16 protein-coding genes are annotated in these 19,042 nt (G+C 62.3%); 12 read left to right on the forward strand and 4 right to left on the reverse strand.

The features are described 5' to 3' along the window. Positions 1-67 precede the first annotated feature (67 nt). Entirely contained in the window at positions 68-973 is a 906-nt protein-coding gene (locus GH665_RS06780; RefSeq protein ID WP_153135215.1) for a LysR family transcriptional regulator, read from the forward strand. A 94-nt stretch (positions 974-1,067) separates the two neighbouring features. On the opposite strand, the gene GH665_RS06785 is transcribed toward GH665_RS06780, so the two are convergent. Continuing rightward, entirely contained in the window at positions 1,068-1,859 is a 792-nt protein-coding gene (locus GH665_RS06785; protein ID WP_153135216.1) for an AraC family transcriptional regulator, read from the reverse strand. An 89-nt stretch (positions 1,860-1,948) separates the two neighbouring features. On the opposite strand from GH665_RS06785, the gene GH665_RS06790 reads away from it, so the two are divergent. Further along, positions 1,949-3,433 (forward strand): SLC13 family permease, encoded by a 1,485-nt coding sequence (locus GH665_RS06790; protein WP_153135217.1) that lies wholly within the window; start codon positions 1,949-1,951, stop codon positions 3,431-3,433. A 31-nt stretch (positions 3,434-3,464) separates the two neighbouring features. Here the strand turns inward: GH665_RS06790 and GH665_RS06795 are convergent, their stop codons facing one another. After that, positions 3,465-4,535 carry a rhodanese-like domain-containing protein gene (locus GH665_RS06795; protein ID WP_153138272.1) on the reverse strand — a complete coding sequence of 357 codons (1,071 nt, stop codon included), beginning with the start codon at positions 4,533-4,535 and terminating at the stop codon, positions 3,465-3,467. Between the two features lie 36 nt (positions 4,536-4,571). After that, a complete protein-coding gene (locus GH665_RS06800) occupies positions 4,572-5,228 on the reverse strand; it encodes a peroxiredoxin (protein WP_153135218.1) in 657 nt (218 codons plus the stop codon). Positions 5,229-5,713: 485 nt separating this feature from the next. Between GH665_RS06800 and GH665_RS06805 the strand changes: the two genes are divergently transcribed. The 10 genes from GH665_RS06805 (at position 5,714) to GH665_RS06850 (ending at position 16,618) form a co-directional block, all read left to right on the forward strand. Next, complete coding sequence (locus GH665_RS06805; protein WP_153135219.1) at positions 5,714-7,420, forward strand: glycoside hydrolase family protein; 1,707 nt, start codon at positions 5,714-5,716, stop codon at positions 7,418-7,420. Between the two features lie 222 nt (positions 7,421-7,642). Beyond that, positions 7,643-9,814: a TonB-dependent receptor gene (locus GH665_RS06810; protein WP_153135220.1), complete on the forward strand. Its 2,172-nt coding sequence runs from the start codon at positions 7,643-7,645 to the stop codon at positions 9,812-9,814. Positions 9,815-9,829: 15 nt separating this feature from the next. After that, complete coding sequence (locus tag GH665_RS06815; RefSeq protein WP_153135221.1) at positions 9,830-10,522, forward strand: MotA/TolQ/ExbB proton channel family protein; 693 nt, start codon at positions 9,830-9,832, stop codon at positions 10,520-10,522. 2 nt (positions 10,523-10,524) lie between these two features. After that, positions 10,525-10,923 (forward strand): ExbD/TolR family protein, encoded by a 399-nt coding sequence (locus GH665_RS06820; RefSeq protein WP_153135222.1) that lies wholly within the window; start codon positions 10,525-10,527, stop codon positions 10,921-10,923. A gap of 1 nt (position 10,924) precedes the next feature. Then, positions 10,925-11,665: a TonB family protein gene (locus tag GH665_RS06825; RefSeq protein WP_153135223.1), complete on the forward strand. Its 741-nt coding sequence runs from the start codon at positions 10,925-10,927 to the stop codon at positions 11,663-11,665. Next, positions 11,662-13,221, forward strand: coding sequence for an alkaline phosphatase family protein (locus tag GH665_RS06830; protein ID WP_153135224.1), 1,560 nt, complete (start codon positions 11,662-11,664; stop codon positions 13,219-13,221). The genes GH665_RS06825 and GH665_RS06830 overlap by 4 nt, the downstream gene beginning before the upstream one ends. Further along, positions 13,211-13,933: a response regulator transcription factor gene (locus tag GH665_RS06835; RefSeq protein ID WP_246216156.1), complete on the forward strand. Its 723-nt coding sequence runs from the start codon at positions 13,211-13,213 to the stop codon at positions 13,931-13,933. The genes GH665_RS06830 and GH665_RS06835 overlap by 11 nt, the downstream gene beginning before the upstream one ends. After that, positions 13,920-15,281, forward strand: coding sequence for a sensor histidine kinase (locus GH665_RS06840; protein WP_167530926.1), 1,362 nt, complete (start codon positions 13,920-13,922; stop codon positions 15,279-15,281). The genes GH665_RS06835 and GH665_RS06840 overlap by 14 nt, the downstream gene beginning before the upstream one ends. Positions 15,282-15,385: 104 nt before the next feature. Beyond that, on the forward strand, positions 15,386-16,030 hold the full coding sequence (locus GH665_RS06845; RefSeq protein ID WP_153135226.1) for a hypothetical protein: 645 nt from the start codon (positions 15,386-15,388) through the stop codon (positions 16,028-16,030). 84 nt (positions 16,031-16,114) lie between these two features. Further along, a complete protein-coding gene (locus GH665_RS06850; RefSeq protein WP_153135227.1) occupies positions 16,115-16,618 on the forward strand; it encodes a M48 metallopeptidase family protein in 504 nt (167 codons plus the stop codon). Positions 16,619-16,628: 10 nt separating this feature from the next. On the opposite strand, the gene GH665_RS06855 is transcribed toward GH665_RS06850, so the two are convergent. Next, a complete protein-coding gene (locus tag GH665_RS06855; protein ID WP_153138276.1) occupies positions 16,629-18,947 on the reverse strand; it encodes an FdhF/YdeP family oxidoreductase in 2,319 nt (772 codons plus the stop codon). Positions 18,948-19,042 lie beyond the last annotated feature (95 nt).

Here is a 19,042-nt window from a genome sequence, read left to right on the forward strand (position 1 = left end):
CCGAGTATAGGAAGCGGAATTTCCATCGTAAAATCACGAATACCGAATCCTGCTATTCGAAAAACACATGTCAAAAGACATCACCCTGCGGCAGATGCGTTACTTCGTGGCTGCCGCGCAAAGCGGGCAGTTTTCAATGGCGGCGACGGTCGAACATGTGTCGCAATCCGCGATTACCAACGCGGTACTCGCGTTAGAGGAAACCCTGGGTACGCGCCTGTTCGAACGCCTGCCGCAGGGCGTCGCGCTGACACCGGATGGGCAGGACTTCCTGAATCACGCGCGGCACATACTCGATTCAGTGCGCGACGCGGTCTACAAGGCACCTTTTCGCTCGCACGATCTGAAGGGGACGGTGCGCATCGCGGCGTCCTATACGTTGCTCGGCTACTTTCTGCCGGAACTGATGGCGCGCTTTCGTGCGACTTACCCCGACATCGAGATCGATCTGCACGACACGGACCGTGCGTCGATCGAGCAGGCGGTGCTCGACGGCGATGTCGACCTTGGCATTGCTCTGTTGTCGAATGTGGAAAATATCCGGCGTTTTCAGCACCACACGCTGATTCGGTCGCGCCGGCAGTTGTGGACCTCGCCCACGCATCCGCTCACGCAACTCAACGCGCCTTCGCTCGCGGATATCGCGAAGTATCCGTATATCCTGATTACCGTAGACGAAGGCGAGCAGTCCACATTGCGCTACTGGAGGCGTAACGAAATCGAGCCGAATATCGCATTTCGCACCAGTTCAATGGAAGCGCTGCGCGGTCTCGTCGCGTATGGTTTCGGTGTGACGATTCTGTCCGACATGGTATTTCGCCCGTGGTCGCTGGAGGGCAAGCGGATCGAAGCGCGGCCTATTCTCAACGCGATTCCGCAGATGGATGCGGGCATGTTGTGGCGCAAGGGCGCGACGTTGGATACACCGGCCGTTGCGTTTCAACAGTTCCTGATTCATGCGTGTGGAAGTTGACGGCAGGGCGTGTTCCGTCAGGCCAGCTTCGAATCAAACGGACACAGTCATGGCGCCGGTGTTTTGCCTGTATCTGTTTTTCGCATACCAGAATTCAGTGTAAGGACTCTCCGGAGTTGGCGAGATGCGACGGCGGAAAGCCAAGCGCTTGCCGGAACATGGTCGAGAACGCCGGTGTATTCGCATAGCCCAGTTCGGCAGCGACTTCCGCGAGCGGGATACCACGACCGATCAGGTCAATCGCACGGGCCAGCCGTAGCTGCCTGCGCCACACTCCGAAACCGGTCTGCAGTTCCGTCTGGAACAGACGGGCCAGCGTCCGCTCACTGGCGCCGATGACAGGCGCCCATTCGGCGAGCGTCCGGGCGCAACCTGGATCGTCCATCATCGCGGTACATAAGGCGCGCAGACGCCGGTCGTCGGGCAGGCGCAAGCCCAGAGGCAACGAGGGTGCCTCGCGCATTTCCTCGATCAGCAAACGCATTGCAAGCTGCCGGTGGCGCCGTGACGCGACGGCGTCGCTCGCAAGGGTATGCGTAAGCGCACGCATCAACGGGGAAACCTCGATCACCGAACAGGCGTCGAGCGGCAGCGGCGCCGCCTTGGGTTCGACATACAGCGCGTGAAACTCGACGCGTCCGAGCATGACCACCTCGTGCTCGATGCCGGGCGGAATCCAGACCGCGCGAAAGAGCGGGACGATCCACATCATGCCCGGCGTGCTGACACGAATGCTTCCCTGCCGGGGGTAGACCAGTTGTCCCCAGGTATGCCTATGCCGTTCGATGATCCCGTCGGGCGGCGGCAGGCGTAGATGGACCATGACCGGTTCGTTGACGCTCGGTCCGAGTTTGGGCAGCGGATCGTAGGAAATTCGTCGTGGCATGATTTCGTAAATAACTGTCATTGAAACGAATTCATGCCATTGTAAATCCGCCTACCATGCACAGGAAGCGTCGAGCGGAGAGCGAAGTTATGAGTCAGCCAATCAAACGGCGGGAGCGGAAGGAGTTGGCATCTTCCGCCTCGGCGGGGCAGGATGGGGGCGCTGCGCGGTCCACGGGTCTTGCGAAGCATGGCCACGAAATCGGTACGGGTCTGCTCCTGATCTGGCTGGTCGCCGCGATGGTCTTGCCGCACTATGTGCCGCTCGTTCGCGGGCATCCCGAAGCGACCTCGAAAGCGGCCGTCCTCGTGCTGTTCACGGTGTGCTCATGGGCGCTTGGCCTGTTCAAGGAACCGCTGACGACGCTGCTGTTCTTTCTGTTCTGCATGCTTTTCGCGGTCGCGCCGGCTGAGACGGTTTTCGGCGGATTCGTATCGCCTGCATGGTGGCTGGTGTTCGGCGGCGGGATCATCGGTGTTGCCGTACGCAGCACGGGTCTCGCCGATCGTTTCAGCACGCTGCTGCTGGCGATGAACGTGAGCAGCTACCGGTATTACGTAGCGGCGGTCGTGCTCGGAGCGGTCGCGCTGGCGTTCGTCATGCCGTCCACCACGGGACGGGTGTTGCTGCTTACGCCGATTGCCCTGACGCTGTCCGACCGGCTGGGTTTCGTGCCCGGACGCGCGGGCCGCACGGGTCTTGTCATGGCAGTCGCCGCGGCCAGCTATATGCCGCCGACCACGATACTGCCGGCGAACATTCCCAACTCGGTTCTTCTCGGCGCAGCGCAGGCCCTGTATGGCGTGCGGCTGCACTATGGACCGTATTTCCTGCTTCACTTCCCGATACTGGGCGCCCTCAAAACGGCGATCCTGATCTGGCTGATCTGCCGGTTTTTCCCCGACAAGGTTGAAGTAGCGAAGACTCAGGCAACTGACGCGGGAAAACTATCCGCGCGCGAGATTGCGCTTCTCGGCGTCCTCGCACTGTCGCTGCTGTGCTACGCGACCGACTTCTGGCATGGGATATCGCCAGCCTGGGTGAGCCTGGCCGCGGGAGTGGCGTGCCTTCTGCCGCAGACCCGGATCCTGTCCGTCCAGGATTTCACGGAGAAGATGCACATCACGCCGCTCGTGTATGTGGCCGGCTTTCTCGGACTGGGGGCGGTGATCGCGCAAAGCGGTCTTGGTGCGTGGGCGGCACATCTGCTGCTCGGGTGGACGGGCATGGCGCCTGGGCATCCCGCCGCGAATGTGCTGCTGCTCGTTCTGATCGGCGCGGGTATAGGACTGTTGACCACCTTGCCGGGACTGCCTGCCGTGCTCACGCCGGTAGCGGGCCAACTGGCTGAGGCGAGCGGCTTGCCGCTGTACACCGTGCTGATGCTTCAGGTGCCGGTCTTCTCGACCGTTTTTCTGCCGTATCAGTCGCCACCGATGATGATCGCGATGCATCTGGGTGGGGTGAGCCTGAAGGACGGTGCAAAGCTTTGCCTCGCGCTGGCGGCCATCACGGTGCTATGCCTGTTGCCGCTTGATTATCTCTGGTGGCATGTTGTCGGGGTCTTGCGGTAAGAGGGCGGTTCGCTCTCGGCCGCCGATACCGTTACATGCTGCCGTTTTCGACGACGCGGCCTTCCGCGCGCCAGCGGAGCATGCCGCCGGCAAGGTTGGCCACCTGCTCGAATCCGGCCTGCCGCAAAATGACTGTGGCCTGGGCCGACCGTCCGCCGGCCCGGCAGACGGTCACGGTTGGGCGTTCCTTCGTCAGTTCGGCGGCGCGCCCGGCTAGCTCGCCCAATGGAATGAGCTTGGCTGACGGAATGCGTCCCAATGGTCCGTCGAATTCGCCGGGCTCACGCACGTCGACGATTTCGACCGCGTGCAGATTTTCTTCGAGCCACTGGGCATTGATTTCCCAGATGCCCGCGAAACTGCATGTCAGCGGCGCCCAATCGGGCTCGGTCGTCTGCGCGGGGGAGAGCGTCGCGAGGCCGCATTTCAGGTTCGCGGGCACCGCTATGTCGATCTGCTTCGGATGTGGCAAACGCAGATTCGTCATGTAACCGGCGAAATCGTCTTCACACAGTTCGCCGCCCAGGCGCGGATTGAAGCGCCGTTCCTCGTCCACGCTCGTGACCGTCAAACCGCGATAGTCGTGAGCCGGGTAAAGCAGGCACGCGGCGGGCAGCGTAAAAATGTGGTTGTGGATTGCGCGAAACATCGCGTGCGCGTCGCCGCGCTGAAAATCCGTGCGGCCGGTGCCCCGGATCAACAGGCAATCGCCGGTAAACGCCATGGTCTCGTTGTCGAGCACGAGTGTGATGCATCCGTCGGTATGACCCGGTGTCGCACGGATCGTCAGGTACCGCGTGCCGAACTCGACCCTGTCGCCATGCTTCAGATAGCGATCCGCACCTTCGGCGCCGCTCGCCGCCGATATCGCAATCCTGCTACCTGTACGGCGATTCAGCATCCATGCGCCGGTCACGTGATCGGCGTGGACGTGGGTATCGATCGTGCAAAGCAGATGCAATCCCAGCTCTTCGATCAGGGCGGCATCCCGGCGCACCTGTTCAAAGACCGGATCGACCAGCACCGCTTCTCGCGTTGTGCTATCGGCAAGAAGATACGTGTAGGTTGACGACTGCTGGTCGAATAGCTGCCGGAAGATCAACACTGTTTTTCTCCGAGGCTCGCTGCTGCGAGCGCTTTACTTGGGTTGCGTCACGTACCGCAGATAAGGCTTCACGGTTTTGAAACCCTGCGGATATTTTTGCGTCGCGGCGTCGTTGGAAACGGAGGTTGGAATGATCACGTCTTCACCCGGTTTCCAGTTCACCGGCGTTGCCACTGCGTGCTTCGCGTTGAGCTGCAGCGCGTCGAGCAGGCGCAGCACTTCGTCGAAATTGCGGCCCGCACTCATGGGGTAGACGAGCATGGCTTTAACCTTCTTGTCCGGGCCGATGAGAAACACCGAGCGTACGGTCGCATTGTCCACCGCGGTGCGCGGACCGCCGCCGCTTGCCTCGGGATGAATCATATCGTAGAGCTTCGCGACCGTCAGGTCCGGGTCGCCGATCAGTGGGTAGCCAACCGCGTGGCCCTGGGTCTCCGCGATGTCCTTGACCCATTCGTTGTGGTCACTGACGGGATCGACACTGAGCCCGATAATTTTCGTGTTGCGTTTATCGAATTCGGGTTGCAGGCCCGCCAGATAGCCGAGTTCCGTGGTGCAAACGGGCGTGAAATCCTTGGGATGCGAAAACAGGACCGCCCAATGGTCACCGATCCATTCGTGAAAGCGGATCGTCCCTTCAGTCGTTTCGGCAGTGAAATCGGGGGCATCTTCTCCTAGTCGGATTGACATCATCAGTCTCCATGGGGGTGGGTGGCTCAAGGGGGCGGTACCGCAGCCGGAGCGACGTCCGCCGGGGCGGCGCTGCGGGTCGCCTATATAGCGTAGGACAAAAAAGCCCTTCTCTACAGGCAGACTTCAGGGGGAATCCGCGGTTGGGGGGCCGGCTCGCCGGCACGTCGAAGAACTGGCATCCGCTCGTTGATTCGGCGTCGATCCGGCCCGTACCCGGATGGCCGCCTTGCCGCTTGCCCAGTTTATGTTCGTAAGATCTGTGACCCGTCATCGACACGGCGCTTTCGCATCATGCGCTCACGTTAGAAACGGGATCTGCAGACCCATTGCCGCGACGCGTGACATTCAGCTCAAGCCTCGCACCTCTGCGGTCCAAACAGTTCCACGCATTTTTCAGTATCCCGCGGTGCACGCTCAGGCGCGCACCGCGGGCTTGTGTCTGGTCTGTGGGCTCCATCAATCAAAACATGCAGAGGGGAAGTATGAGGAAAGCTTCGTTCATGGCGCTGTCGGCGATCACGCTGGCGAGTGCGCTGGTGGCCGCCTGCGGCGGCAGTCTCAACAACGACCCGGCCGCTACGGCCGCCACGTCGCCGGCGGGGGCGTCGGCGCCCGCCGCATCGGCGCCTGGGGCCGCCTCCAGCCCGGCGGTGGCGGCAGCAAGCGTCAAGTGGTCGCTGGATAGCGGCGTGCAACCGGCGGCCGCACAGATCAACGTGGGCACGTCGATCGGCAAGGGCGCCGGCGCGACGCCGTTCACGCTCGACAAGCTGGCGCTCGATCCGAAAAACACGCAGAACACGACCAACCCGTTTCTGACGACAGGCACCGTTCCCGACACGGCCGCCGGCTATTGCGACTACACGGTTACGCCGCCGGTCCGGAAGACGTACGCCACCGGCTCGAAGTTCGTCATGCCGCCGACCGACCCGCTCGTCAACATGGCGCCGTTCTATTTCCCGTTGGTGTACACCAGCAATCTGACGACGACGGGTAACGTGAATGGCACGACCACGCCGATTATCGGTCTGTTCGACTGGCGTCCGAAGGACATCAACGAATCGGTCGTGGCGGCCGAATCGGACGACAACGGCAAGACCTGGTACTTCATGCAGAACGTGCTGGAACTCAATCCTGGCGAATGTCCTGCCACGATCACGAGCACCAATGCCGCCACCACGGCCGATAACGGCTGGGGTCACGCATCGCTTCTGCAACTGCCGGGCACGCAGGCCGCTACCGGTCAGATGCTTTACACACTGAACCGCGATCCGGCCAAGGTCGATGTGGCGCCGCTGAACGTGATCTCGCTGCCGCTTGCCAGCGCCAAGTTCCCGATCTGGAACACCAACAACACCAACGTGGGCGGCCAGGACATCGCCGCAGTCGCGACGGCGACAACCAACACCGCGGGCGCGGTGAACCCGGTTGTCGTGCAGCAGACAAGCGGTTTGTTGAACCCGGACGGGATCATGGCCGTCGTGCCGAACACCGACCCGACCAAGCCGACCACGGTGCTGTACGTGCAGAAGATCCTGAATGGCGACAATACCGGCAGCACCGCCATGCCGGTTGCCAACCAGTGCACGAAGGCGCCGTTTAGCGGCAAGACCAACCACGATATCTCGAACGTGCGCCTGGCCACGACGAAGGACGGCGTCAACTTCACCGACCTGGGCGTGGTAAGCGGCCTGAACGATCCGACCACGGTGGACTACAACGGCACCCGCTGGATCAGCCCGCGTGGCACGCTTATCGATATCAATGGCGACGGCAGCCGCTGGGGTCTGTACTTCTCGGGCGGCAACTGTCTGGACGGCGACTCGGACGCCTTCCACTACATCGGCTACGCGGAATCGAGCGACCTGAAGACGTGGACGGTCTATAACGACATCAACAGCCCGATCGCCTCGATCAACTCGATCACGACGACCAACCAGGGCGGCGCGAAGACCTCGGTGACGATTCCTGCCAATGCGCCGATCATCCCGACGCAAACGTGGTTCGCTCAACGTCTTTATGCACCGACCGCCATTCAGATCGACGCGACACACCTGAGCGTGACGTTTGCCGGTTATGGCGTGCAAACGCCGAATACCAATCTGCTGAACTATCGTCAGATCGGCAATGTGGTGCTGACGGCCAGCAAGTCGCTGCCGAAGGCGCCGAACAATATCAACAACCAGTAATGTGCAGGTTCCACCCGGGCACGGTGCGGCAGCGTCGTACCCGGGTGGATAGCAGGCAAGGCCGCCCCGGTTGGCAAACCGCGGCGGCCTTTCTGTTTTCTGTCGCACATGCAAGCTGATTAGGTTCGTAAGGTATCCATCACGATCGATTAACGCCCGGTCTTTAGCATGTCCTTATTCGCTGATCACTCTACGGTCGTTCAAAACAAGGATGCATGAAACATGCAACGGGTACGTTCAAGGTTCCGCAAGAAACCGCTCACGCAATTCGTTCTGGCTTCGCTTTGCGCCGCCGGCACCCAGCTTTCCTTCGGCCAGACCTCCGGAGACCTCGGCTCGGTGCAAAGCACGGCGACGGGCTCGTCGGCTAACGCCGCGGCGCCATCCGGCAACGCGCAATCGGCGCCGGCCCAGGCGCCGTCGCAGGGTTCGCTGAGCGCGAGCGAGCCGAAATCGATTATCAGCCGGCACTACATCGAAAACAGCACGGCGCCGAGCGCGAACTATAGCGACATCATTCAGATCTCCCCGAGCGTGTCGAATATCGACCCTGACGGTGCGGGTTTGATGGAGTCGCAGAGCCTGTCGATTCGCGGCTTTCAGGACGGTCAGTACAACGTGACCTTCGACGGTATTCCGTTTGGCGACTCGAACGATTTCACCCATCACTCGACCTCGTTCTTCTCGTCGCGCAATATCGGTTCGATTGCGGTTGACCGCGGCCCGGGCGACGCCTCGCAGATCGGCTTTGCAACCTTCGGCGGCACGATTGCGGTGCAGTCGGTGGAACCGTCGCTGACGCCGAAGTTCACGGTCTTCGGTTCGTACGGCAGTTTCAACACCTGGACGAGCGGCGCCGAATTCAACACCGGCGATATGCAGCAGTGGGGCGATGCGCGTGCGGTGGTGGGCTACAACCACGTCGGCAGCGATGGTTATCTGACCAACGGGGCGCAGCGCCGCGACAACTTTTTCTTCAAACTCGACAAGCCGCTCGGCGACGACACGCTGCTCACCCTGTATGCGGACTACAGCCGCATTCATCAGAACGTGTCGCTCGGCGCGACCGCGGCGCAGATCCGTCAGTTCGGGCCCAACTTCGGCCTGAGCGGCGATCCGTCGAGCCAGTCGTACTACGGCTACAACTTCGATCGCATCAGCACGGACTTCGAGTACATCGGCATTAAAACGAAACTCGCGGACTGGAAGATCGAAAACAAGCTGTACACCTACGCGTATTACCACGACGGCTTCAATGGTCTCGATCCGAACGGGGAAACGCCGAACGGCACCACCTTTGGGCCCAACAACGTGCCGGGCCAGCAGATGGCCAACAACTATCGCGCGTTCGGCGACGTGGTGAACGCCGAACGGCAGGTCGGCCCGGGCAAGCTGCAACTCGGTGCATGGCTCACGCATCAGTCGAATTCCCGCGACAACATGAACGTGGACGACTCGCTGAATTTCGCGCTCGAGCAGCTGAACTTCACGATGCACGATACCTTCCTCACGTTCGAACCGTTCATTCAGTACGAGTGGCAATTGCCGCACGGGCTGACCGTGACGCCGGGCGTCAAGTACGTGTCGTTCAATCGCAGTATCGACTCGCCGATCGATCAGGGCTCCGGTGCGGCGGTGGACTTCAGCCATACATGGACGAAGGTGCTGCCGTCGCTGACCCTGCATGAGCAGATCAACCCGAACTGGAGTGCGTACATCCAGTACGCACAAGGTTTCCTCGCACCGAACCTGAATGTGTTCTATGTGCAGAATCCCTCCGTTTCCGGCCAGCCGGATCCCGAGCAGACCGATAACTATCAGATCGGCACCACCTACAAGACCGATCGGCTCACCGTGTCGGCGGACCTGTACTACATCAACTTCCGCAATGCGGTGACGAGCCGCGTCGTGGGCGGCAACGCGACGTTCTCGAATGCGGGCGGCGCGGTCTACAAGGGCTTCGAATCGGAAGCGACGTTCTATGCCGGACTCGGTTTCAGCCTGTACGGCAACCTGACTTTCAATTCGGCCAAACAGAAAAGCACCGGCACGTGGATGCCGAACGCGCCGCAATCCACAGCCGCACTCGGCGTGATCTATGAACGCGGTCCGCTGGCCGGTTCGCTGATCACCAAGTTCGTCGGCCATCAGTTCGGTGACACGGGCGATACGCAGCCGCTCGGCGGATTCGCGGTGACGAACCTGTCCGGCGCCTACACGATCAGGAGCCCGGCTGCGTGGATGCACAACACGCGCCTTGGTTTCGAGATCGACAACCTTTTCAACCGCACCAGCATCAACGGGCTGGCCGGCTATACCGCTGCCGACAGCACGCCGCTGTACTGGACGATTCCCGGCCGTGCGTTCGTTGCCACGCTATCCACCGACTTCTAACTGGAGATTGACTCAATGAATGTCGACACCCTGTTGCATCTCGCGAACGATTCCGGAGGCGTGCTGTACGCGATCGCCGCGATGCTGTTCGTCGCATTGACGGTGATTGTCGAGCGCTTCTGGTTCCTGCATCGCCTCGCGGCGTGCGGTCACGATGCGCTCGAACAGATCGACCGGCTCGATCATCTCGACGCGGCGACGCTTGCCCGGCTCACGCAGCAATATCGCGACTTGCCGGTGGCACGTCTCTTTTCGATGGCCTCGCGTTTGCAGACCACGCACAACCGCGACGACCTCGACGCGCGCTTCAACGAGGTCATCATGCGCGAGGCGCCGCGCATCGACCGGCTGCTGTGGGTGCTCGATACGATCGTCACGCTCGCGCCCTTACTCGGCCTGTTCGGCACGATCATCGGCATGTTCAACGCGTTCCAGGTGTTGTCGAACCCGGGCAACACGCCAACCCAGGTGACTGGCGGCGTTGCCGAGGCGCTGGTTGCTACCGCGTCGGGGTTGTTTGTCGCGATGCTGGGCCTGGTGTTTTTCAACGGCTTGCATAACCGGGTTCGCTCCGTTGTGCACCAACTGGAAACGTTGAAGGCCGCGCTCGTGAATCGCATGGCCGGCGCCGTGCATGAGCCGGTAGTGCGAGGCGAGCGCGAAGGGCTGCGCGCCGTTGCTGGAAAGCCGGTGCCGCAAGGGGCATGACGATGAAGTATTTCGAAGCGCGCAAGGCACGCATCGAGATCATTCCGATGATCGACATCATGTTCTTTCTGCTGGTGTTCTTCATCATGATCACGCTGCACATGATTCCGAATGCGGGTCTGAAAACACAGTTGCCGTCGAGTGCGAGCACGCAGGCACTGCCGCCGGCAAAGGTGATGGTCACGCTGTCCGACGATGGCGCGATGTCGGTCGAGGGCAAAACGGTGACGGCCGCGGAACTCACGGCGATGTTGTCGGCCCGGCCCGATGCGGCGCATACGGCCGTGACCATCGCCGGCTCGAAAGTGGCGCAGATCCAGAAACTCGTTGCCGTGATGGACGCCTGCCGTGCCGCGGGCGTATCGCAGATCGCGTTGGCCGCACAACCCGTGGCGCAGTGAGATGGCGACGATCTCCACTTACGCCCGCGTGCCGGAGCGACGGCGCATCTATCTGGCGGCAGCGCTTGCTCTCGCCGTGGAGGCCGGCGTGCTCGCCGGCGCGTATCGGATGCTGACACATCGGCATGTTGCGCAGGCCGAGCGGCCGGCGACGATGTTGACGCTCGCGCCAGCGGTGGCTCCCACGCCTGCGCCCGTGCCTGCGGCGCAGCCGGTCGTGCCGCCAGTGGCGCCCCGGCCTCAGCCTCAGCCCGTGGTGCATCCGCTGCAGCCCGTGCGTCGTCTCGAGCGTGCGATGACGCCGCGCCCGGCCGTGCCCGTGCCCACGCCGGCAACGCCACCTGAACCGGCGCCGGCACCCACGCTGCCGTCGGCCACCCCGACGGAGCCGCCTGCGGTGTCTCATCAGGCCCCGCCACCGCCTGTCGCTGCGCCCGCGACACCGGCCAAACCGGGCGCGAGTTTCGAAGCCGCGTTACGGGCGGCGATCCAGTCTGCCTTGCATTACCCGGAGTCGGCTCGCATGGGCGGCATCGCCGGCCGGACGCGGGTGGCTTTCGACTACCGCGACGGTGTGATTGCCGACGCGCGAGTCGTCGTCTCCAGCGGTGTTGGCCTGCTCGATCGCGCCGCGCTGGCGGCAGTGCGCGACGCGGTGTGTCCGAAGCCGGAACCGGCCTTTGCAGGCAAGACGCTTTCCGAACAACTGTGGGTCACTTTCAACCTAAACGAAACCGAATGAAACCGATTCTTTCCGCACTGACGGCCGCACTCTCGCTCTCTGTTTTCGCCGTCGCAGGCACCGCCCGCGCGGGGGTATTACCGCCCGGCGCGCCGGTGCAGCACGTGCTGCTGATCAGCGTCGACGGCCTGCATACCAGCGACCTCGCTAATTTCATTCAGGCGCATCCCGATAGCACGCTGGCGAATCTGTCGAAGCAGGGCGTCGACTACACCAACGTCCATACGGTTGAGCCGGCTGATTCGTTTCCGGGCCTGCTGGCGCTCGTGACCGGCGGCACGCCTGCGGTGACCGGCGTGTATTACGACGACTCGTACGATCGCGAGCTTGCGGCACCGGGCAGCGATTGCAGCCGGACGGGGACACGGGTGCGTTATGACGAGTCGCTCGACACGACCGGCCCCGACGGGCGCGATGCAATCGATCCGGCCAAACTGCCGCGCGATCCGCAGCACGCTTGCGCGCCGGTCTATCCGCACGCGTTTCTGCGCGTCAATACGATCTTCGAAGCCGTGCATGAAGCGGGCGGCTATACCGCCTGGACCGACAAGCACCCGACTTACGAACTGGTCGAGGGGCCGTCCGGCCACGGCGTCGACGATCTGTTCCTGCCGGAGATCGGTGCCAACTACGAAGGCCTGAGCAATGTGACGACCCGTGAGATCACCGGTTCGCTCGGCAAAACCGAAGACTACGACGATCTGAAGGCGCACGCGATCATCAATGAGATCGACGGCTTGGCCCACGACGGCAGCCGACACACGGCCGTGCCGAACGTGTTCGGGCTGAATCTGCAGGCGGTGAATGTCGCGCAGAAACTGTACGGCTACCGCAATGCCGACGGTGGCCTGACGCCGGGTGTCGATCGCGCGATCGGTCATGCGGACCGGTTGATCGGGCAGTTCGTCGGCGAACTCGAGAAACAGCATCTGCGCGACGACACGCTGGTGATCGTGACGGCCAAGCACGGCAACGGTCCGATCGATCCGGCGCGTCTTAGCAAGATCGACGAGCGCCGTCTGCAAAAGGTGATCGACGACGCCGCGCCCGGTGCGCTCGCGCAACTGACCACCGACCACGGCGCATTGATCTGGCTGCACGATGCGTCCGCGACCGGGCGGATCAGCGCCGCGCTACGCAGCCAGGCGAAAGCGCTGGGGATTGCCGACGTGCTGAGCGGTGAGCGGCTGGCGTTGCGGTTCCCCACGCCGCTGCAGGACAGCCGCACACCGGACATCGTGGTGGTGTCGCGCGACGGTGTCATATTTACGCCACCAAAAGATGGCAAGCTCGCCGAACACGGCGGTTTTCATAACGACGATACGGCGGTGGCACTGCTGCTCTCGAGTCCGCGGCTTGCCGATCAAGGCCGCCACGTGACGTACCCGGTCTCGACGACCCAGGTCGCACCTACCATTCTGGCCGCGCTCGGCTTGCCGCCCACCGCATTACAGGCGGTCGCGCAGGAAGGCACCGCGGTGCTGCCGGCCGCGACCTGGGCACCGTCGCGACAACTGGCTCAGGATCAACGAGGAACGCATCCACTTGGCAAGTGAACTGCCGATTTCCCTGCTATGCGGGAGCACGCCGCGCGTGCTGGTCGTCGAGGACGATCAGCACGTCGCGCTTGAAATCCATGCCGCGCTCGAAGACTACGGTTTCGAGGTCGAATGCGTGCCGACCGGCCATCATGGTTTGCTGCGCGCGCTGAACGGCGACTTCGACGTGGTGGTGCTCGACCGCATGCTGCCGGACATCGACGGCCTGTCGATCCTGTCGACTCTGCGCAACGTCGGTAAGCGCACGCCGGTGCTCATTCTGAGCGCGCTCGGCGCCGTCGACGAACGCGTGCGCGGACTGCGGGCCGGCGGCGACGACTACGTGACCAAGCCGTTCGACGCGCTCGAACTGACCGCGCGGCTGAACGCATTGCTGCGGCGCCATTCGTCGGTGGGGGAGCCGTCCCTGCTGTGCGTTGGCGATCTGACGCTCGATCCTGCCACGCGCGTCGTTCAGCGTGCTGGACAGACGCTCGAGTTGCAACCGCGCGAACTGGCCCTGCTTGAATACCTGATGCGTCACGCGGGCCAGGTCGTCACGCGCGCGATGCTGTTCGAGTCGGTCTGGAATTACCCTTTCAATACGCAGACGAATGTCGTCGATATGCATATTTCCAATTTGCGGCGCAAGGTCAGCTGCAATGGGCGCCTCCCGGCCATGATCGTGACCGTGCGCAATGCCGGCTATATCCTCCATGCCGACAGCTAGGCGCACGGCGCGTGTCAACGCGGGCAGCGTCGGCTGGCTGGTGATCGTCTTCGTCTGTTCCGCGATCGCGTTGTTCGCGCTGCTGTACTGGCTGACGACCAGCTATCTTCTGCATGAAGTCGACGAGCGTCTGCGTGGCGAGGTGGCTGAATTCCACACGATCGGCCGCGCCGAAGCGATTGCAAGCATCGCCGCCTTGAGCCGGCGCGATATCGCCAACAGCAGACCGTATGGCGTGTTCGATGCAAACGGTGCGTGGCTCGCGGGCAATGTGGCGGCCTTGCCAGCCGAGCTGGACCGCAAACCCTTCAATTACACGCAGACTTTCGTGGATGGCGGCGCGCAGGTTGAAGGGCACTATCGCGGCATCATTGTGCCGACCACCAGCGGGGTGCGGATTGTGGTCGGACATTCGATCGATGAGATCCTCGTTTTCGACCATACCCTGGTGAAGACGCTATGCGCGGGCGTGATGCTGACGATTCTGCTGGCAATCGGCTGCGGTGCCGCGCTCAACTGGATGTCGAACCGGCGCATTCGCGCGATTAGCGAGGCGAGCCGCGAAATCATGAAGGGCAAGTTGAATCGCCGTCTGCCCACACGTGGCACGAACCACGATCTCGACCGGCTGGCGTCGATCGTCAATACGATGCTCGACGAAATCGAGCACCTCGTCGAAGAGGTGCGGGGCGTGTGCGCCGGCATCGCGCACGATCTGCGCACGCCGATGACGCACTTGCGCGCGGGACTTGAACGGGCCGGGCGGCGTTCGCAAACACCCGAGGACTATGCGAGCGCGATCGATAGCGCGATTGTGCAGTCGGATGTGGTGCTCAATCGTTTCACGGCGCTGCTAAGGATCGCGGAGATCGAGGCGGGCGGGCGTCGCGCGAGTTTTGGACCGGTATCGCTCGATACGGTGCTGCGCGATGTCGTCGATCTCTATGAACCGCTTGCCGACGAGCGGGGCTTGACGATGAAGTTGAAGGCGATTGCGCCGGTGGAAGTCATCGGCGATGCCGATCTGCTGTTTGGCGTGGTCGAAAATCTGCTCGACAATGCGTTGAAGTTCACGCCGCGAGGCGGCGAGATCACGCTCGAAGCGCGCCAGGCCGGTGAGCTTGCGATACTGGAGGTGGTGGACACAGGACCCGGCATCGAACCTGGCGAACGCGAAGCGGTGTTCCGGCCGTTTTATCGCAGTGGCGGGGCAAAAACGCAGGCAACGGCTGGGCATGGGCTGGGTCTGAGCCTGGTCGCGGCGATTGCGCGGGTACATGGCGCGGACATTTCAATCAACGACAACCAGCCGGGCTGCAAGATGCTGATGCGATTCGGACGGGATTGAGGCTTATGCGTCGTGTTGCCCGGTCGTCCGCCAAAAGCGCTACCCCAAGCTCACGATTAATGTAAATTGGTTGTCCTTGAGCGTGCTTTTCAACGGACTGACCCATGAAGAACGGAAAACCCAAACTGACTCGTCGGGATGCAGACGGTCTTTTCCCCGAGTTGCAGCAAAGCGGTTCCCATCTCGCCAGCCGGCCTGACAATCCGTTCGGAGACGAGGGTTCCAGAACGACCGATCGGCGTGATCGTGACGAGGCATCGCTCTGGAAAGATAACCTCGTCACCTTGCCGATAGGGGTCGAGTTGCCGCCCGGGTATGCGTCGGTGCAGCAGGTGCGCGACGCGATGGAAAAGGCATGGCGCATGAAATGGGTTCGGGAAAGCGGCAACGAGATCGTCGCGGAATTTCGTGAAGGCTGGGCGGCTGTCCGGCCGGCGAGCGGGGCGGTGGAGTTGAGAGACGCAACCGGCGTGGTCCGGGCCGTGTACGGCTGGGCAGGAGATGCCGAACTGAGACTTCTGCCGCGCTATCGGGTCGAATCGCAGGCGAACAGTTCAAGCGGTCTCGGCAGTCTGGTGGTCCGTGATCGCGAGAATGGACAGATTCTTGAACGGTCGGCGACCTGGTCTGCTCAGAGCGGAACCAACCACCCGGATTGGACCCGGCTTTCGACGTGGCTCGATAAGCAGTTTCCGCTTCACCGCGATCCGCTGCGACTCTGGACGGATTGCGAAGACAGCCGCGGTTGAATCCGGTGCATCGAAAATCCGCGTGACGCCACCCTTGCCGTGAGGCATGCAGGCCGTGCCTCGACAATCGCAAAGAACACCGCTATGCAACACCTGAAATACCTGCCCGGCTACCCGTCGACCCTGCAGGAAAAAGTCAGAAAGCTGATAGCCGATGACCGGCTCGGCGACTATCTGAGCGAGAGATACCCCGGCGCGCACACAGTGCAAACTGACCGTGCCCTTTACGAGTACTGCGCGGAACTCAAGCGCGAACACCTTCGCAACGGCGCGCAGATCGACAAGGTTGCCTACGACAGCAAACTCGACGTCGTGCGTCACGCGCTCGGCCTTCACACCAGCATTTCACGCGTGCAAGGCGGCAAACTGAAGGCCAAGAAGGAAATCCGCATTGCCTCGCTATTCAAGGACGCCGCGCCGGAATTTCTGAAGATGATCGTGGTGCACGAACTTGCTCATCTGAAAGAGAGCGACCATAACAAGGCGTTCTACCGCCTCTGCGAGTTCATGCAACCGGGCTACCACCAGATTGAATTCGATCTGCGTCTGTATCTCACGTATCGCGATCTGACGAAAAGTCAGACCTGAACGTCGAGCGTCAGGCCGCAACCGCATCGAGCTGTGCCGACGCTGTCAACAACACCGGAATCGACTTCGACGTCGGCGTGCCCGCGCCATCGGCGACCGAAGAGAGCGGTACCAGCGGATTCGTCTCCGGGTAGTAAGCCCCAAGACACCCACGCGGAATGTCGTACTCCACCAGCAGGAACCCGGCTGCGTGGCGCTCGATCCCGTCGGCCCATACGCTCGTGATATCCACGCGCTGACCCGCAGCAAAACCCAGCATCGCCAGATCGTCCTTGTTGGCGAACAGCACGCGGCGTTGCCCATACACGCCGCGATAACGATCGTCGAGACCGTAGATCGTCGTGTTGTACTGGTCGTGTGAACGCGTCGTCATCAGGGTCATCAGGCGCTCGCCGTGCTCCGCGCGCGCCTGATGAATCGGCGTGTCGACGTCGATGGCGTGCACCAGGAATTGCGCCTTGCCGCTCGGCGTTTTCCAGATCCGCTCGCGCGACGCCACGCCCAGGTGAAAACCACCCGGGTGCTTCAGGCGTTCGTTGTAGTCCTGGAAGCCCTCGATCACCTGCGCGATGCCGTCGCGAATCAATGCATAGTCGGCTGCCTGAGCGAGCCAGTCGACTTTGCCGCTGCCGAGCGTGGCGTGCGCCATGCGCGCGACGATCGCAATCTCCGACAACAGATTCTCCGAAGCCGGCTTGTTCATGCCGTACGAGATGTGCACCATGCTCATCGAATCCTCGACGCTCACGCCTTGCGCCACACCATTTTGCAGATCGATTTCGGTGCGTCCGAGCGTCGGCAGAATCAGCGCATCGCGTCCGTGTATGAGGTGGCTGCGGTTCAGCTTGGTCGTGATGTGCACGGTCAGATCGCATGAGCGCATGGCTTCCCATGTGCGCGGCGTGTCCGGCGTCGCGATCGAGAAATTGCCGCCGAGTCCGATGAACACCTTCACCTTGCCGTCGAGCATCGCCTGGATCGTGTTGACGACATCGAGACCGTGCTCGCGCGGCGGCTCGAAATCATAGACTTCGCCGAGCCGGTCAAGGAACGCCTGAGTGGGCCTTTCCTCGATGCCGACCGTGCGGTCGCCCTGCACGTTCGAGTGGCCGCGCACCGGGCACAGGCCGGCGCCACGGCGGCCGATATTGCCGCGCATCATCATCAGGTTCGACAGGATCTGCACCGTCGGCACGGAGTTCTTGTGCTGCGTGAGGCCCATGCCCCACGTCGAAATCACCGCGCGGCCCTTCACGTAGATATCGGCGAGCTTCAGCACGTCTTCAAACGGCACGCCCGATTCCGCGACGATGGTGTCCCAGCTTTCCGCGCGCAAGTCGTCGGCGAAGGCATCGAAGCCCACCGTGTGTTCGGCAATGAACGCGACGTCGAGCACGCGTTCGAGACCCGAGGCCAGCGCTTCGTCGTCGAGCTCGATCACGCGTTTGGCAACGCCCTTGATCAACGCGAAATCGCCGCCCACTTTCGGCCGGATGAACACGGAGCTGATCTTCGTGCTGCCCATCGTGATCATCTCGACCGGATGCTGCGGGCTCGCAAAGCGCTCGAGCCCACGCTCCTTCAGCGGATTGATCGACACGATGGTCGCGCCGCGCTTCGCGCACTCGCGCAGCTCGCCGAGCATGCGCGGATGGTTGGTCGCCGGATTCTGGCCGAAAATCAGCAGCGTATCGGCGTGCTCGAAATCGTCGAGCGTGACCGTACCCTTGCCGATGCCGACCGTGTGCGGCAAACCGCGGCTGGTCGCTTCGTGGCACATGTTCGAGCAATCGGGGAAGTTGTTGGTGCCGTACATGCGCACGAACAACTGGTACAGGAAGGCGGCTTCGTTGCTGGCGCGGCCCGACGTGTAGAAGGCGGCGCTGTCGGGATGGTCGAGGCGCTTGAGATGATCGGCGATCAGATCGAAGGCTTCGTCCCAGCCGATCGGCACATAGCGGTCGCGCACGGCGTCGTAGACGAGCGGATCGGTCAGGCGGCCGTGTTGTTCGAGCTCGTAATCCGACTGCGCCATCAGTTCTTCAACCGTGTGCGCTTCGAAAAAAGCCGGCGTCACGCGCTTGCTGGTCGCCTCGGCCGCCACGGCCTTGACGCCGTTTTCGCAGAACTCGAAGGTCGACGCATGCTCGCGGTCCGGCCACGCGCAACCCGGACAGTCGAAGCCGTCCGGCTGATTCTGCTTGAACAGCATGCGGTAGTCGCCGCCCGTCACCTTTTCCTTGAGCAGGTTGAGGGCGACGTATTTGAGGGCGCCCCAGCCGGCGGCGGGGTGGGTATACGGTTCGATGCGAGCTTCGGGTTTCTTCATGATCTTGCGGCCGGATGTGGCCTGGACGAGGCTTTTATGCCGATGCATGGAAGCCTACTGTGTTCCAAAAGCGCCGCAGCATACAGAAAATCGGA

The sequence above is a fragment of the Paraburkholderia agricolaris genome, from assembly GCF_009455635.1.
GTDB classification, from domain to species: domain Bacteria; phylum Pseudomonadota; class Gammaproteobacteria; order Burkholderiales; family Burkholderiaceae; genus Paraburkholderia; species Paraburkholderia agricolaris.